Genomic DNA, 17,480 nt, shown 5'->3' with positions numbered 1-17,480 from the left:
GTCTCTGGAAAGCGTTGCGCTCCCTGCGCGGCGCTTTTTTTGCTTCAGGACACGGTGTTCGGATCATGGCCTGAGGCTCAGCCAATTTTCTACTCTGGGGCGAGCGCGTTGCCCGCATCCAGGGGTCGCTTGCCCGGAGCTCCTGTGACACTTATTCAAACCTCTTTGGCAACTGCCCGGATCGACTCATCTCAACAGCGTGCGCAACCCTCCAGCGATCACGCCAATGAGGTCGACGTTGTGCTTGAGTTGCGAGACGTCACCAAAGCCTATCTGCGCAAAGGTTCGTCAGTGCTGCCGGCCGTCAGCAATGTCAGTTTGAAGGTGCGGCGCGGTGAAGTTCTGTGCCTGATGGGCACATCAGGAAGCGGGAAATCCACGCTGCTGCGGCATATCAATCGCTTGATTGAGCCCTCGAGTGGCGATGTCTTGATCGAAGGGCAGACCATCAGCGGTTTGAGCCACAAAGCTTTGCGCGACTTGAGATCGCGCCGCATCGGGATGGTGTTTCAGCATTTTGGCCTGTTGCCCCATCGTACGGTGCTGGACAACGTCGCGCTGCCCCTCGAATTGCGTGGTGAACCCGAGTCGATTCGTCATGCTGCGGCTATTCTGCAGTTGCAGGCGGTAGGTCTGGAGGGGTGGGGCGAACATTATCCCCATGAGTTGTCCGGTGGCATGCAGCAACGGGTTGGCCTGGCACGCGCATTGGTGACTGATCCCGACATTCTACTGATGGACGAGCCGTTCAGTGCGCTGGATCCGACCATTCGACGCGATCTGCAAAGTCATTTCCTGGCACTGGTGCGTGAGCGCGGTATCAGCACATTGCTGGTCACGCATGACCCGGCCGAAGCCATACGCCTTGCTGACCGCATCGCAGTGCTACGCCGAGGACGGCTGGTGCAATTGGGCACGCCCAAACAGTTGCTCGAGCATCCGGTTGACGCCGAAGTTGCCGACTTTTTCCGGGACTTCAATCCAACCCATACACCCCTTCACAGCGTCGACAGCGTTGGCCTTCAGCCCCCCGAAATCGCTCCTCGTGGGCCGCACGTCCAGCCCGGCTTGCGCGGGTGGCAGGCATTGTTGCTGGGGCCTGCAGCGCTTGCTGCGCGAGGCAAGGGCGGTTTGTTTTGGCTCGGCTTCGCCGTTGAGCTCGCAGCGCTAGCGGCACTGGCCCAGGGCATTGGCAGTTCATCATGGCTGGCGATTCTGTCGGCGGTGATGGTGTTCGCGGCCAGTCGTTTCACAGCGCTCTCGTTGAGCCGCCAGCCTGTGCTGCGCAACGTATCGGGTTGGGGCCTGCCTTTGGCTGTGCTGATGGTCAGTCAGGCATTGGTGATCTGGCGCGTTGTCACACCTGACGCCACCAGTGTGCTGCTGCAGTTCCCGGCCAATCGCCAGGCCTTGCTGCTGGCGGCACAGAGCATTGATGAATTCATTGGCTGGTCGCAGGTGACGTTCGAGGGGGCATTCGTCGGCGTGATCGTTGCCGTTCGCACCGTCATCGAAGGCATTGAAAACCTCCTAGGTTGGTTGCCATGGCCGGTTTCGGCACTGGCGCTGGTGTTTCTGGCGTGGCGTTCAGCTGGCTTGGCGCTGGCACTGACCAGCAGCGCAGCCTTGTTGTACATCGGCCTGTTTGGCTTTTGGGAGCGAACCATTGCCACGCTGGCGCTGGTCGGTTCTTCGGTACTGATTGCCCTGGTCATTGGCGTACCCACCGGCATCCTGCTGGCGAAGCGTCCGCTTGTACGGCGGGTGATTACGCCCCTGCTGGACGTCATGCAGACCCTGCCGACGTTTGTGTACCTGATTCCTGCCGTGGCGTTCTTTTCTGTCGGCAAGACCCCCGCCGTGATCGCGACCGTGATTTTCGCCCTGGCGCCGATGATTCGTCTGACGTCGCTGGGTATCCAGGAAGTTGCGAAGGATGCTGTCGAAGCGGCGGTGGCACACGGAGCCAGTCCTTGGCAAACCCTGATCAAGGTGCAGCTGCCCTTGGCTCGCCGCTCGCTGTTATTGGGGATTAACCAGACCATCGTCATGAGCTTGTCGATGGTGGTGGTCGCTGCCCTGATCGGCGCCGGCGGCCTGGGTTATGACGTGATGACGGCGCTGCGCAACATCAAGGGCGGCGAAGGCGTGCTTGCCGGCGTGGCGATCGTCCTGTGTGCACTGATCCCTGACCGAATCATTCAATCGAGCTTGCGTAAGCAAGACCACCGGCACAACTAACTGAGAGATTTATCGTGAAGACACATCTGTCGCGTACATTCGGTGCGGCCGCATTGCTGGCCTCCTTGATTCTCCCGGCCACCGTCTTCGCCAAGGACAAAATTGTCATTGGCGAGCAGAACTGGACGGGGGCTATCGCCATTCAACACATCCTTGGTGAGGTAATCAAAAGCCGACTGGATGGCGATGTGTCGTATCTGGCCGGGGATGTCGCTGTGCTGTTCAGCGCAGCCGCCAAAGGCGACGGCTCGGTCGACGTACTGACCGATATCTGGCTGCCTAACCAGTCGGCTGCCTGGGCTAAATACGTCACGGGCGGCACCCGGTCATTGGTGCCGAACACTCATCCGTATGCGGGGGAACAAGGGTTTTACATTCCCGGTTATTTGCAGGACAAGTACGGGGTCAAATCCATCTACGACCTGAAAAAACCTGAAGTGGCCAAGCTCTTTGAGCCACTGGGCGGCGGTAAGGCGGAGTTGCTGGTGGGGCCGGCGGGCTGGGAGTCGACTTACATCGGCCAGATCAAGGCCAAGGATTACGGGTTTGCCGATAAATTCGAGTCGGTGTCCACCGAAGCCTCGGTGACCTACGCCAAACTCGCCTCGGCGTACAAGGCGCAACGTGGCGTGGTGTTCTATGCCTACACCCCGGACTGGATCTTTTCGGCCTTTGACCTGCGTCGCCTGGAAGAGCCGGCATTCGACGGTTACGCCCAGGACAACAAAAAAGATGACCCGCTGTACAAGGCTGATGGTTGCTGGAAATTCATCAGTCCGACCGTCGACCCGGACTGGCTGAACAAGAGTCAGATCACCTGCGCCTTCCCGGATGCCAAGGTGCATATCCTGGCCTCCGCTGTCTTGCAGAAACGCGCACCGAAAATTGCCGAGTTCCTGCGTAATGTCGCGATCGAACCTGCGCAACTCAATGAGCTGATCCTGAAGATCGAAAAGGAAAAACAGCCAGCGGACGTCGCGGCCAAGGCGTGGGTACAGGCGAACAGCGCCACGGTTGATCAATGGCTCGCCGCCTCGGCGCCGAAAGTGAGCGCGATCCAATGAGCCAGGCGTCCTTGCGTTTGCTCGATGGTGGCATGGGCCGCGAATTGCAGCGTATCGGGGCACCGTTTCGCCAGCCTGAATGGTCGGCCCTCGCGTTGATCGAGGCGCCTGACTATGTGCTGCAGGCTCATCAGGCATTCATTGAGGCCGGTGCGCGAATCGTCACCACTAACAGCTACGCGGTGGTGCCGTTTCACATCGGTGATGAGCGCTTTGCCGAGCAGGGCCGTGCGCTGGCCGAACGGGCCGGACGCCTGGCTCGTCAGGCGGCGGCCGGCAGCACCGAACCGGTCACGGTGGCCGGATCGTTGCCGCCGGCGCTCGGGTCTTATCGACCTGACTTGTTTGATCATCAACGTTCGGTCGTGATCCATCGCGAGCTCATCGCCGGATTGCAGGCGCACGTTGATGTGTGGCTGGCGGAAACCCAGAGTTCCATCGCTGAAGTCCGGGCAGTCGTCGAGGCGCTTGGCGCAGAATCGAAGCCGCTTTGGCTGTCGTTCACGCTGCTTGATGAAGCCGGCGAGCCACCGCGATTGCGTTCCTCGGAGTCAGTCGCCCAGGCGGTACATGTAGCGGTCGAATTGGGGGCGAGGGCGGTGCTGTTCAATTGCAGCCAGCCGGAAGTCATGGCGGCGGCGCTGGCGGTGGCGCGGCATGTCCTTCTGCACCTCGATCAAAGCATCGAGCTTGGGGTTTACGCAAACGCGTTTCCGCCTGTCAGCACCGAGGCAAAGGCCAACAGCACGCTGCTGGAGATTCGCCGCGACCTGGGCCCTGAATCCTACCTGCACTGGTCCAGAACCTGGGTAGCGGCGGGTGCCAGTATTGTCGGTGGATGCTGCGGTATCGGGCCTGAACATATTGCGCAGTTGCATGCGCATCTGCTGCCAAACGCAGCAGTTGTAGGTGCATGACTGATTTTCGCCAAGACGTAATTGTTGAGCAGGCGACATTCGGTGCTGGCTGTTTTTGGGGGCTGAAGCGGCATTCAGGTCGTTGCCGGGCGTGCTCGACACGCGGGTGATTTTCTACCGCTGTCTGATCGAACATTTCTTGACACTGCGCGATCCAACCTCATTGGATCGCCAGGGCGCGGATGTTGAGTCGCCCTTGCTCTCGGAGACGTTTTACGGCATCAAGGTGAGGCTCTTTCGAAGGTCTAAGGACTTACACCACCGGCTTGATGATCCGTCGTCCGATTGGCTTTGGGTAGAATCCAATAGCCTTGCTTGGAATTACCCCTTTTTTCGCTCTTGAAAACACCCCAAAAACAAGTCCAGAATTGAGTCTTTTCCTGCTTCGGCAAGAAAATAAACCCCTTAGATTTCAATGGGGCTGACGCCAAATGCGAGTCTCGTTTCCCCCTCCAATCTCCTAGATTGTTTTCGCTGAATCGTCAATCCGCCAACGCTCGTGCTGCGTTTTGCCGCAATTGGTCTAAGTAGTTTGCCCATTGCTGAGCAGCCTCCCGGCGCTGTACTAACAGTTGAGCGCGCGCGTACACAGCTCCCAGCGCACCTGGCATGCGGTGTGATAACGACAGTTCGAGCACGATTGGGTCAATACCCAAGTGTTCGTGGGCAATGGTGCGGTAGGTAGCGCGAAAGCCGTGGGCAGTGATGTCGTACTCCGGCCAAATACGCTGAAAGGACTTGAGCATAGAAGTTGGATTGATGGAGCGACCCGGATAGACCGGTGAGACGAACACCCATCCTTTTCCTTCTTGATCCACCACACGGGTTTTACTTAGCTCGCGTAACAGAACCAGAGCTTGCTCTGGCAACGGCACGATGTGCTTGCTCTTGTCCAGATGCTTGGTCTTACTCACGACATAGCGCCAATCGGCGCCCACCAAGTCGACGTCTTCCCAGCGCATCTGCACCAGTTCGCCAGGGCGGACCGGCAACATCACCAGTAGACGCATAGCGGTGGCAACGCTGCCGTCGTTGCATTCATCCAGCCTTAGAAGAAACCTGCCCAGGTCTGCAGGTCTTTCGATCGCGGGGTTGCTGGTCACGACGTGGCGAATTTTCAGCTCCTCGATGTTACTGAGCGCCACGTTGCGCTCCACCCAGCCGCGACCTTCGGCAAAGCCCAGAACGGCACGGATGATGGTACGCACGCGCCGAGCCATGGCCATGATGCGCTGGCGGCGCAACTCAGTGATTATCGTAGTGATGTGCTCCAACTTGATCTCGCTGATCGTTTTTTTGCCAATGGCAGGCAAGATGTGGTTGTTCAGCGCTCCGGTAAAGCCCGAGATGGATTTGGTCACCAATTCGGCAGACTTGAATGCCAACCATTGCTCGGCTACGTAAGCGAAGGTGCGCTCTTCATTGAGCAACTGTGCCTCGATCTTGGCGGTCTTGGCCTTGAGCGGAGCGGTGTGGTTAGCCACGTCGCGGCGTGCGCTGCGGGCAATGTCGCGCGCCTCCTTGAGGCTTATGTCGGGGTAAGCGCCGATGGAGAAGCGGTTTTCCTTCCCATGCAGCCGATACTTCAATCGCCAAACCTTGGAAGGGGATTTGCCGACCTTACTCGACGCCCTCACCTCCAAGTAGAGGCCAGGAACTTCGCCATCGGCGTGTTTGCCAGGTTCGGTCAGTGAGCGGATCAAGGCATCGCTGAGTTTTCGTTTGAAAACAACCGCATTATCTGGGGGCATCTGTGGGGGCATCCTTTTTAAGGAACCGAAATTTGCCCCCAATTATGCCCCCATGGGTCGTGGAATCCATTGGAATTAGACAGACGGCCATGGACGTTATTTTCAATTAACTTGTTGTTATTAAAAGGTTTTATGGAATTTAGTGGAATTCCGTTACAGGCTATCGGGGTCCCCAAAAAACATCTGAATCCGCGACCTCAACCACCGCTCCCCCGGATCATTATCCTGCGACCCCCGCCACGCCATGTGCAGCTCAAACGAGCGCACCGGCAACGGCGGGTCCTCGGCACGCAAACCACCCGCTGACGTCAGCGCTTCCGCCGCATAATCCGGCACGGTGGCCAGAATGTCCGTACCCGCCAGCAACGTGCCCAGGCCATTGAACTGTGGCACCGCGAGCACAACGTGGCGCTTGCGGCCGAGTTTTTCCAGCTCTTCATCGATAAACCCGCTCAAGTCACCGGCAAAGGACACGAGCGCGTGGGGCCGTGAGCAGAAGTCATCCAGGCTCAGCGAGCCCGGTACGCTGTCGGCGCGCAGCAGTTTGGGCAGGCTGCGGCGCAGTACTTTGCGCTTGGCGTTGGCGGGCAGGTCGGCGGTGTAGCTGACGCCAATGGAGATTTCACCGGAGGCCAGCAGGCCGGGCATCAGGATGTAATTGACGCGGCGTACCACCAGCACAATGCCGGGGGCTTCGGAACGCAGGCGTTTGAGCAACTGTGGGAGCAAGGCGAACTCGACGTCGTCGGAAAGGCCAATGCGAAACACGGCGGTGCTGGTAGCCGGGTCGAATTCGGCGGCGCGGCTGACGGCGGTGGAGATTGAGTCCAGCGCCGGGGAGAGCAGGGCGAAGATTTCCACGGCGCGGGCCGAGGGTTCCATGCTGCGCCCGGTGCGCACGAACAGAGGGTCATCGAACAACCCGCGCAGGCGTGACAACGCCGCGCTGATGGCCGGCTGGCCGAGGAACAATTTCTCGGCGGCGCGGGTCACACTGCGCTCATGCATCAAGGTTTCGAATACGATCAAGAGGTTAAGGTCGACACGACGCAGGTCGTTACGGTTCATCTTGTGTCCTGGAAGAGTCAGCAAACTTGATGTGAGCGGTCACGTAGCAACCCCCTGAGGTTCGATTCAGAAGGATGACCGGCATGAATCTTACGGGGAAAGGCTGGTACTCTGCACCGGCTAATTGATTTTTCCTACGATAGTTGAGGTGTGTTCCTCGCTCGCGGAATCAATGACAGGCATGTCGACTATTAATGGTGACCGGTGGTCTTACCCCCAAAGCCCAGATAAAGTTCATGGCATTAGAGGTTACTTTGACGAGGTTTGCGATGTCCCGCACGATCCGTTTTCACAAGTTTGGTCCGGCCGAGGTGCTCAAATGCGAAGAGCATGCGGCCGCGCAGCCCGCACCGGGCGAAGTGCAGGTGCGTGTCGACGCGATCGGCATCAGTTGGTACGACATTCTGTGGCGCCAGAACCTGGCGTCTTCTCATGCACGCCTGCCTTCTGGCCTGGGCCATGAGATGGCCGGGGTTGTGGTTGCCCTCGGCGACGGCGTGGATGACTTGGCGGTGGGCGATAAAGTCGCCAGTTTTCCGGCCGAGAGCCCCAATGATTACCCGGTGTATGGCGAGCAGATCGTCTTGCCCCGTTCGGCCCTGACCCGGTACCCGGATGTCTTGAGCCCGATTGAAGCCAGCGTGCATTACACGCCGTTGCTCATCGCGTACTTTGCGTATATGGACCTGGCGCGGGTCAAACCGGGCCAGTTTGCCCTGGTGACCGACGCCAGCCACTGTGCCGGCCCTTCGTTTGTGCAGTTGGGCAAGGCGCTGGGTGTGCGGGTGATTGCCGCCACCAAGGACAGTGCTGAACGTGAATACCTGCTGTCCCTCGGGGCGGAAAAGGTCATCGTTACCGAAGAACAGGACCTGCTGATGCAGATCAACAAGTTCACGGACAACCGTGGCGTCGACGTGGTGTTCGATGGCCTGGGTGGCCCGCAGATGTCGCTGCTCGGTGACGTCCTGGCGCCGCGTGGCAGCCTGGTGCTGTATGGCCTGCAAGGTGGCAACCAGACGCCGTTCCCGGCCTGTGCGGCGTTCCAGAAGAACATTCAGTTCTTTGTGCACTGTATCGGCAACTTCACCGGCAAGCCGGAGCTGGGCATTATCCAGGACCAGGTGGCGTTGCAGCGTGCGTTGCGCGATATCAACCAGCTGACAGCCGACCGTGTGCTTGTCCCACTGAAAACCACGGTATTTCCGTTCAGTCAGTTCGTCGAAGCGCACCGATACATGGATGAATGCCCTTGCCGCGAACGGGTGGCGTTGCAGGTTGAAGCTGTTTGAGCTGTAGGAGTATTCGCAAATGAATACTCCGGCGCCTGAGCTGATGAGGCAAATGCGCCATTTGACAGGGCTTAACCCGCATCGGGGTTGAGCCGCCGCACGGGCGCTGCGCCCCGTAAACAATACCGTTATTGCCCTCCGCCGCCCTGAAACCCAGTGCGGCGCTGTTGTGTGGGCGTCATTTAAGTTGGGTTGGCAGGCCATCTGAACTGCTTTTCGACGCTGTTCTGTATCTGTTAATCATTGTTTGAGTGCCGATAATTGAGCCTTCTTTGTCATCTCAAGGATTGAGCCATGATTGAATGCCGGGCATTAACATCTCGCGCTTGCGGAACTAACGATGGTCTGATTTTTTTTTCGAAAAGTACAAAGTGTGCACCCCGTCGTTTTGCAAGAAGCCAGGATGAGTGGATGATTAATATTTGTCGGATGCTTCTCTAATTTCTTAGTTAAAGCAGTGTAGGACGTTGTCAGAGCCTTCCTAAGGCTGGCGGTCTTTGGCGCTGTAAGGCGCGCAGCTACGTGGTTCACGTCCTGGGATAGTCATCGACTGTTCTTTTGGTTGTACCTGCACTTTTGTTGCAGAGTGCTAATGTTGAATCCATGTCGTGCTGCGCAACGGATGACAAGCCTACAAGTGTAATAGGTCGAGCGCTCCTGTGTGGTAGTTGCTCGAAACTAATATTTCAACTCAGGTAGTAGAACGATGAGCACTATTCACGAACAAGCCATGAGCTATGTTTACCAGCAAGTTTTGCAACGTTTAGTGGGGCACTTTACCCGTGCTGAACGTACGGTGCTTCAATTGCTGATCCAGCGAATCGTGGTGGCCGCCGGTGGCATGGAGCAAGTGGGGAATTACAAAGTACTGATCGGGCACGGCGGCGGCGCAGTCAGCAGCTACACCTTGGCGATGCTGCGCGCTGCGCAACTGACCATCGCTGGGCGCGCGCCCAAGACTTTTCATTTGCGTGTGGCCACGTTGCGGCACGCGGGTATGACTCAGGCCACGCTCGATTCGCTGCACCACGGCTACGGCGCGCTATTTTTCCACGATGACCCACGGGTGGAACTGTTGATGGTGGAAAACCACGAAGTGCTGCCCTTCAATCATCAACGGCCTGCGGCCAGTGCCGGGCGTGAAGTGAGCCGGCGCAACAAGCTGATGATCGGGCACCTGACGTCCGGCGACATTCGTGCCACCCTGTGCAACGACACTTTTTTGGCCCTCGGCGATTTCTACCAGCAGGTCGCCACCTGGAATGGCGGCGTGCATGCTCTGGTCAGCGGCGACTCGGTGCGCAAGCAAAGCCAATATATCGCGTGGCTGAAAAAAAGCGCCTTGGCAACCGGCCTGACATTCGCACCCGCTAACCCGTCGTCGCTCAGTGCATGGTTTGCACGCATGGAGGAATGGAGTGTCGGTTGCTACCGCCACCTGTATGGCGAGCACTACGCAGGCGCTGAGAGTCCTGGCCGGGGCGGGCACCGTCATGTGGCATATATCGGCATTGCCGACCTGCTTGACGACGTGGACGTTGCCCAAGCGCCACTGCTCACTCAATTCCTCGCCCACAAGCGGGACCCATTCGAGTTCCACTTCAGCCATCCTGCTTACCCCAACCCTTTACTCATGGCGCATATGCATGGGTTGCAGGCCCAGTGCCTGCGCGAACTCTCCTACGAACATGGCGTCGAGGGGTTCTTGCGTCAGGCGGCGGACTACCTGCATCGAAGACAGGTACCTGTTGCGTTGATCACCGAAGCGTGTGCTCTGCAGGGCCAACTGTTGTCTACAGCTTGTGCTCAGGCGTTCTCTGGCCTGGACGAAAGCCAATTGACCTGCCTGGTGTTCGCGCCGTTCGTCCAGCATGGCGAACGCCTGGAGGGTTACTTGCGTCAATGCCATCCCGGCATGCTGGTAGCGCTCCCCGAGCTCCACAAGGCCCTGCAGGGCAAGCCCGTCGCGGACATGCTGCACCAGTGGCTGATGGATATCAGCGGGTTGTCGCTGCCGTTGTTGCAGCACCTGTACCGCAAATGCCCGCTGCCGGGCAAACGCAGTGCGCGTGTATGTGAACCTCGTTTCAAGCGGTCCAAGGCTCGTATCACTCAAATGTCGGGACGCTAGTCGCGTGTATTCACCTATGGAAACTGGTGATCAGCGATGAACCTGAGGGGAGAGCGACAGGCAGACTTTGCCTATCAGGCGGTGTATCGCTACATGATCAACCTGATCAATGAAGTCAGCCGGGAAGCACCGGTCAAGCTACCGTCCCTGCGCCAGTTGGCGACGCGGTTGAACGTGTCAATCTCGACGATTCAGTACGCTTACTCGCTGTTGGAAAAAGAAGGGCGAGTGTACTCGGTGGCCAAGTCCGGCTACTTCGCCTGGCCCGTGGCCGCAACCATGCCCATCATGGCGGGTACGGACTTGCTCGAGCGCTTGTATACAGCCGCCCGGCGCCCGGCGATGGTTGTGCTCAGCAATGATGAACCGGCGCTGTTGGGGTCCCTCGATGGCGCGTTGCTGGCGCTGGAGCGCCAACTGGTGCGCCGGTATCCCCATCATCTGCAACCGTCGCAACCTTGTGGCGTGTGGGAGTTGCGTGCTGCATTGGCAGCCCGTTATACCGCGTCGCCCACCCATTGTTGGCAAGCTGATGAGGTGTATATCGGTGCCGACCTTCAGGGCGTTCTGGAAATTCTCGTTGATGCCCTGGACCTTAAAGGCACGGTGGTGGTAGTTGAATCGCCGTGCGATTACCTGGTCTTGCGCCTGCTACAGGCCGCTGGCGTGCGGGTCATTGAATGGCCCTGGCGTGCCGACGGCCGCCCGGACTTGACCACATTGGAGCACCTGCTGCGTCATGAACCAGTGCACCTCGTGCTGCTCTCATCCGTGGTCAGCATGCCTTCGGGTAACGCCATGACCGACCCCGAGCGGCTGCACGTAGCGCGTCTGCTCGACCAGCACGGCTGCTGGTTGCTGGAGAACGATACCTTTGGTGACCTGAGCTTTGCGCCGCCCGGATCGGCCTTGCGCAGCCTGGTCAACCCAGAGCGGCTGATCGTGTTTTCTTCGTTCGAAAAGGTTTTGGGCCCGGAAGCGCCCTTTGGTTACCTGCTGGCGCGGCAGATGAGCAATGAATTGCAACGCCAGTTCTTGCTGCGTTCGTTTTGACTGTCCGCCATTCGTCAACGCGCCATTGCGCGGCTGTACGAAAGCGGTCGGTTCGACCAGCACCTTCACACGCTGCGCCAGCGCCTGCATGAGCAGGCGCACGCCATGAGTCACCGCTTGGATGCGCGTATGCAAGGGTGTGTGCATTACCGCATGCCCGTGGCCGGGGCGAGTTTTTGGTTGCAGTCGACGGCGCCGGTGGATATGCGCCTGGTGTTTCAGCGCATGCTCGCCCAGCAGGTGGTGATTGCCCCAGGCGAACTGTTCAGCCTCAGTGGTTTGCATCACCAGCATATGCGCTTGAGCCATACCTTCAGCGGCCATCCCAACCTGGACATCGCCCTGGATACGCTGGCGCAGACGCTCCTGCAGGCGCAGACCGAGTAGGAGCGAGCTTGCTCGCGAAAAACGTCAACGATAACGCGCGCTGCCTGAATAAACGCGGCGCCTGTGAGTTTTTCGCGAGCAAGCTCGCTCCTACAACTATCCAATGTGTGAGCCGGCTTGCCTGCGATAGCGGCCTGACAGCCGATCAGGATGTAGCGTATGAAATTTCTCTTCAGACCGTCGGATCGATACCGTCGCGCAGTAGTCCAAGTCCCAGTAAACTGTCATTTTTTCCGAATCCTTCTTTGCGAGGTTTATGCATGACTATCAGTCCTTTTGCGGGCAAGCCGGCACCAGCCCAGTTGCTGGTGGATATCCCGCGACTGGTCACGGCCTATTACACCGGCCAGCCTGATGCAGCGATCTCCACTCAGCGCGTGGCTTTTGGTACCTCCGGGCACCGTGGCAGTTCGTTCGAACTGAGTTTCAACGAGTGGCATGTGCTGGCTATCAGCCAGGCCATTTGCCTGTACCGCGAAGCTCAGGGCATTACCGGCCCTTTGTTTGTCGGCTTGGATACCCATGCATTGTCGACGCCAGCCGGTGCCAGCGCCTTGGAAGTACTGGCGGCCAACGGCGTGCACGTCATGCTGGCCGAGGGCGACGAGTACACGCCGACGCCGGCGATTTCCCACGCCATCATCTGCTATAACCGGGGCCGTACCAGCGGCCTGGCGGACGGCATTGTGATTACACCGTCTCACAACCCGCCGCAAAGTGGCGGCTACAAGTACAACCCGCCTAACGGTGGCCCAGCCGATACTCACGTCACCAAGTGGATCGAAGCCAAGGCCAACGAACTGCTCGCCAACAAGCTGGCCGGGGTCAAGCGCATCACTCACGGCCAGGCGCTCAAGGCCGACACCACCCATCGCCATGACTACCTCAACAGCTATGTGGCCGACCTGATCAATGTGATCGACATGGACGCGATCCGCAGCGCCGACCTGCGCTTGGGCGTGGATCCGCTGGGCGGAGCAGGGGTGCGCTACTGGTCGGCGATTGCCGAGCACTACCGTTTGAACCTGGAGGTGGTGAATACCGAGGTCGACGCCACCTTTCGCTTCATGAGCGTCGACTGGGACGGCCAGATTCGCATGGACCCGTCCTCCAGCTATGCCATGCAAAGCCTGATCGGTCTCAAGGAGCGTTTCGACGTTGCCTTCGCCTGCGACCCGGACCACGACCGCCACGGCATCGTCACGCCTTCCGGTGGTTTGCTGGCGCCCAACAACTACCTGGCGGTGTCCATCGACTATCTGTTCCAGAACCGCCCGGACTGGCGTGCCGATGCGGCCGTGGGCAAGACCGTGGTCAGCAGCGGCCTTATCGACCGCGTCGCGGCGCGCATCGGCCGTCGCCTGTACGAAGTGCCGGTGGGCTTCAAATGGTTTGCCGATGGCTTGTTTGAAGGTTCGTTGGGGTTTGGCGGCGAAGAAAGCGCCGGTGCCTCGTTCCTGCGCAAGGACGGCAGCGTGTGGAGCACCGACAAGGACGGCCTGATCCCGGCCTTGCTGGCCGCGGAAATGACCTCGCGCAAAGGCCAGGACCCGAGCCAGATCTACCGTGGCTTGACCGATGCCCTGGGTGAGCCCTTCGCCATTCGCGTGGATGCCAAGGCCACTCCCGCGCAAAAAGCCCTGCTTGGCAAACTGTCACCGGAGCAGGTGACGTCCACGCAATTGGCCGGGGAGAGCATTCAACAGATCCTCAGCCATGCGCCGGGCAACAACCAGGCAATTGGCGGTTTGAAAGTCATGACCGAAAACGGCTGGTTTGCCGCACGGCCCTCGGGCACGGAGGACATCTACAAGATCTACGCCGAGAGCTTCATTGGCGAAGAACACCTCAAGCAACTGGTGGAAGAGGCTCAGGTGTTGGTTGATGGTGCAATCAGCCAATAACTGACACTCATGCGGTAGAAGTGTGGGAGGGAGCAGGCCCCCTCCCACATTAGATAGCAACAAGAGTGGAGATCAGGCCAGGTCCACCAGCACGATTTCGCTGTCCTCAATCGCCGTCACCCGCAGTACCTGTTCATCCTCAACCGCCACGCCGTCTCGCGCCTGTGCCCGCACACCATTGACGTCAATCACGCCCGTGGCGGGCACCAGGTATGCCCGGCGGCCGCTGTCCAGCCGATACTCCGCGCTTTCTCCAGCTTTCAGGTTAGCTGCCACCAAGCGTGCATCCGCACGAATCCGCAAGCTTTCAGTATCGCCAGCCTTGCCGCTGGCCAGCGTCACAAAGCCCTCGCGGTTGCCTTGCGGAAACGGTTTGGCGCCCCAGGACGGTGGCAAGCCGGCTTCATTGGGGATGATCCAGATCTGGAAGATTTTGGTTGGCGTGGCCTTCAGGTTGTATTCGCTGTGGGCAATGCCGGTGCCCGCGCTCATTACCTGCACATCTCCGGCTTCGGTGCGGCCTTTGTTGCCCAGGTTGTCGGCATGGCTGATGGCGCCTTCGCGCACATAAGTGATGATTTCCATGTCGCGGTGTGAGTGCTGGGGAAAGCCGCTGCCGGGGGCGATGATGTCGTCGTTCCACACCCGCAGGTTGCCCCAGTGCATGCGCTGGGGGTCGTGGTATTCGGCAAAGGAAAAGTGGTGATGAGCGTCAAGCCAGCCATGGTGGGCGCCGCCCAGGCTGGTGAAAGGTCGAAGTTCAAGCATGATCGTCTCCTGTTGATGAGCCCATCATCCCGCAGCGCATGATCGATAAAAAGCGTAAAAAATGCCGGTTTATGATCCGTTTTTTCGATGATTATTCCCGATGTTCACTTTCACTTCATCGCCTAACTGCATGACAGCAAAGCAATTGGCTGGAACTGAGCGGCGTTTCCGGCGACCATGGCGCCTTGGTCAAAACAAGCTCACCGCAGGAGTCCGCGTGTCGCAACAACAGCCTGATCTGCCCCCCGAACTGCGCCCCTTGGCTGAAATGCCGCTGTTGAAACGGCTGGCCGCGCGCCTGTTCGGTCATGGCCTCACCCGTTTGCGCGCGCAGCACAGGTTTTCCTGGTTACATGGCCAGGCCGACGGTTTTCGCAGTGGGCATGAGGCGGGCGTTGAATACGGTTACCGCGAGGGTAAGGCTGATGGCATCGAGGAAGGCCGGCAAGTCCTGCTGATTCGTGACTTTCGCCCTGATGAGCACAGCGCACCAAGCATAGATGACAGCCTGTTCGACGACTGGCGATTGCCGCTCACCGCGGAGGTGAAGAAGCGCATGAAGGCCGATGTCGCGCGCCTGCTGCCAGCCCATGCGCAGCCAAGCGCGGCGCAATGGAAGATGATTTTCAGCGACACCCCCTCGACCTCGGTGATTGCGGGTGCTGGCGCCGGCAAGTCGACGTCCTTGGTGCTGCGCATCCTGCTGCTCAGCCATTACCTGGGCTTTGAACTGAGTTCGATGACGGTGGTGACGTTCACCCGCGAGTCGCGCAAGGACTTCATCAACAAACTCATGGAAATTCTCAGCCTGTGGGGCCAACCCCTTGGCAGCAAGGAAGCCCAGGCGGTGGTGCGCACCTTTCACTCGCGCATCCTGCCCATGGTGCGCAGCCTGCCGGGCTTTGAACGGCTGCAGGCTTTTGAGAACCTCAGCGATGGTTTTGAAGACGCCGACAGCAACGCCTTCGACCTGCGTATCAGTGACGCCCAGCGGCAGCAGATGAACGCTTGTTATCACCGCTTGTATGGTCGCCATCAGCGTTTTCGCGAGTTGATTGCCCCCTTGGCCCGTCATGGTCTCCAGCTCAAAGAGCTAGAACGCGATCATCCGGACGTGCAAAAGCGCATGGCCGTGACTGAATTGGCGGCCAAGCGCGATGAAGAACTCTGTGATGTGATCGAAGACCTATGGTTTCGCGCCGGTGCCTGGCCGATCAAGGGCATCGAACCCAGCCGCCAGACCTTTGAAATCAACGGCGCGCAATTTCATTGCCACGGCTACATCCGGGAGTTGGATGCCTGGGTGGTGCTGGGGTTCGATGGGCGCGAAAACCCTCAGATCAGTCGGCCGAACTCGAAACTCTCGGTGCGCGCTGAATGGGCAGTGAAACGCACCCTGTTTCAAGCTTTCTGTAATAAGCCACTGATATGGCTGGATAATTACGAATCTTCAAAGCGCCTTTTGAGCAGCCTGGGCGGCGATGCCACGGCCGGGCCAGGCTTTGATTACAAGGTTAAAGGTGAACTCGCTTCAGCCCCCCTGTTGGACAGTTTTGTCATGGCGGCCGGGTTTATCGAGAACCTCGGCCTGGATGTGCCTACGGCGGTTGGCCAGATGAGCTTCGCCAAGGACGACCCGGACCGGCTGTTCTTCGAGGCCCTGAGCATTTTCTGGAAGGCCCTGGAAGATCACCTGTTGGAGCAGTCGCCGCCGATCATGACCTACAACCGGATGTTTTCCCTGTTTGGTGAAAACACCCCTGAGAACCTCAAGCTGCTGAGTGATCCGTTGCTGCGGCCGATGTCGCACCTGATGATCGATGAATTCCAGGACGTATCGCCGCAGATCGTGTCCTGGATCCGCGCCAGCCTGCGGGAAATCCGCAGCCGCGGGCCGGCCATGCACGTCGGGCGAGGTGCGCAACGCTCATCGTTGCTGTGCGTGGGGGACGATTGGCAATCCATCTACGGCTGGCGTGGCAGTTCGCCCAAGTACTTTATGGAGTTCAACAAGGAGTTCGTTTCGCCCAGCACCACCCGCGTGATGCTGGGGGAGAACTACCGTAGCCACCAGCACATCATCGACGCTGCCGAACATATCGTCCGTAGCGCGCCGGCCATCCCGGGCAAAAAGGCCAGGGCCAGTGGCGAGCCCAAGGCGCTTGTGCCCGTCACGGTGTTGGAACGTGACGACGCGGCACTGGCGCAGCGGTTGCTGGAGCATTATCAGCAGGGCGATTCGATCCTGATGCTTTATCGAAAAAGTAGCGATAAGTTATTGATTAACGAGCATATTCATTCTGTCGTTAATGTGGATTCTAGCTTGGCGCCTCAGGCGCGCAGGTTGAAACAGCTCACGTATCACAGTGCCAAGGGGCTGCAGGCGGACGCGGTATTTTTGCTGGGCGATTGTCAGCATGTCACCAGCTCGCCGTACAAGAACCAGGTGTATCGCATGGCGGGCTTGGGTAGGGATGGCGACAGTGAGCCTTATGACAATGCCCAGAGAGACGAAGTGTTGCGACTGGCCTATGTGGGGATTACTCGAGCGGTCAGCCATTGTTATTGGTATGTGGAAAAGCCGGAAGGCCAGGGTGTGAATGTGCCCAGGGCGTCTGAGCGGGTGGATGGCAGGAAGGTGTTTTTTGATGATCAGCGTGCAGTGAAGGGGGCTGGCTGATCTTCGATGAAGGCCCGACGCCGACGCGTCTCTACCTGACAACACGGGGTCGAAAATGTGGGAGCTGGCTTGCCTGCGAAGGCGGCCTGACAGTCAACACAATTGGATTGTGTACATATCCATTCCTGCGGTAACGGCCACTTAGGATTCCGCTCTTACAGCGGGTCACTTTTGGAAAGGCCCAAAAGTAACCAAAAGGCCTTCGCCCCACCACTCGGCACCTC

The 17,480-nt window shown here is 58.9% G+C and carries 10 protein-coding genes and 2 pseudogenes; 9 read left to right on the top strand and 3 right to left on the bottom strand.

Annotated features, from left to right (window positions below):
- Positions 1-180 precede the first annotated feature (180 nt).
- From AC1RAC_RS02695 to AC1RAC_RS02680, 4 genes and pseudogenes are all read left to right on the top strand, one after another.
- Positions 181-2,241, top strand: coding sequence for an ATP-binding cassette domain-containing protein (locus AC1RAC_RS02695; protein ID WP_492616320.1), 2,061 nt, complete (start codon positions 181-183; stop codon positions 2,239-2,241).
- Positions 2,242-2,255: 14 nt separating this feature from the next.
- Positions 2,256-3,305, top strand: coding sequence for an ABC transporter substrate-binding protein (locus tag AC1RAC_RS02690; RefSeq protein WP_492616115.1), 1,050 nt, complete (start codon positions 2,256-2,258; stop codon positions 3,303-3,305).
- Positions 3,302-4,222, top strand: a complete 921-nt coding sequence (locus AC1RAC_RS02685) for a homocysteine S-methyltransferase family protein (RefSeq protein WP_492616114.1) — start codon at positions 3,302-3,304, stop codon at positions 4,220-4,222. The genes AC1RAC_RS02690 and AC1RAC_RS02685 overlap by 4 nt, the downstream gene beginning before the upstream one ends.
- Positions 4,219-4,400: pseudogene (locus AC1RAC_RS02680) on the top strand (peptide-methionine (S)-S-oxide reductase); the annotation flags it as partial. The gene AC1RAC_RS02685 and the pseudogene AC1RAC_RS02680, both read left to right, overlap by 4 nt.
- A gap of 304 nt (positions 4,401-4,704) precedes the next feature.
- Here AC1RAC_RS02680 and AC1RAC_RS02675 read toward each other — a convergent pair.
- Together AC1RAC_RS02675 and AC1RAC_RS02670 are read right to left on the bottom strand one after the other, a co-directional pair.
- Entirely contained in the window at positions 4,705-5,973 is a 1,269-nt protein-coding gene (locus AC1RAC_RS02675; protein WP_492616113.1) for a tyrosine-type recombinase/integrase, read from the bottom strand.
- 153 nt (positions 5,974-6,126) lie between these two features.
- Positions 6,127-7,041: a LysR family transcriptional regulator gene (locus AC1RAC_RS02670; protein ID WP_014718389.1), complete on the bottom strand. Its 915-nt coding sequence runs from the start codon at positions 7,039-7,041 to the stop codon at positions 6,127-6,129.
- Between the two features lie 269 nt (positions 7,042-7,310).
- Here AC1RAC_RS02670 and AC1RAC_RS02665 point away from each other — a divergent pair, with 269 nt between their 5' ends.
- The 4 genes and pseudogenes from AC1RAC_RS02665 (at position 7,311) to pgm (ending at position 13,808) form a co-directional block, all read left to right on the top strand.
- Entirely contained in the window at positions 7,311-8,333 is a 1,023-nt protein-coding gene (locus AC1RAC_RS02665) for a zinc-dependent alcohol dehydrogenase family protein (protein WP_032891964.1), read from the top strand.
- Positions 8,334-9,039: 706 nt separating this feature from the next.
- A complete protein-coding gene (locus tag AC1RAC_RS02660; RefSeq protein ID WP_492616112.1) occupies positions 9,040-10,464 on the top strand; it encodes a hypothetical protein in 1,425 nt (474 codons plus the stop codon).
- 36 nt (positions 10,465-10,500) lie between these two features.
- A pseudogene (locus tag AC1RAC_RS02655) lies at positions 10,501-11,904 on the top strand (aminotransferase-like domain-containing protein).
- A 260-nt stretch (positions 11,905-12,164) separates the two neighbouring features.
- Positions 12,165-13,808: a phosphoglucomutase (alpha-D-glucose-1,6-bisphosphate-dependent) gene (gene pgm, locus AC1RAC_RS02650; protein WP_054922183.1), complete on the top strand. Its 1,644-nt coding sequence runs from the start codon at positions 12,165-12,167 to the stop codon at positions 13,806-13,808.
- A 72-nt stretch (positions 13,809-13,880) separates the two neighbouring features.
- Here the strand turns inward: pgm and AC1RAC_RS02645 are convergent, their stop codons facing one another.
- Complete coding sequence (locus AC1RAC_RS02645; RefSeq protein ID WP_492616111.1) at positions 13,881-14,576, bottom strand: pirin family protein; 696 nt, start codon at positions 14,574-14,576, stop codon at positions 13,881-13,883.
- A 217-nt stretch (positions 14,577-14,793) separates the two neighbouring features.
- Here AC1RAC_RS02645 and AC1RAC_RS02640 point away from each other — a divergent pair, with 217 nt between their 5' ends.
- Positions 14,794-17,256, top strand: a complete 2,463-nt coding sequence (locus AC1RAC_RS02640; protein ID WP_492616110.1) for a UvrD-helicase domain-containing protein — start codon at positions 14,794-14,796, stop codon at positions 17,254-17,256.
- The last annotated feature ends 224 nt before the right edge of the window (positions 17,257-17,480 follow it).

This window comes from Pseudomonas sp. GW823-FHT02F05 (genome assembly GCF_058797315.1).
Note: the sequence above shows the minus strand (reverse complement) of the source record. Positions and strands in the feature narration are given on the sequence as shown.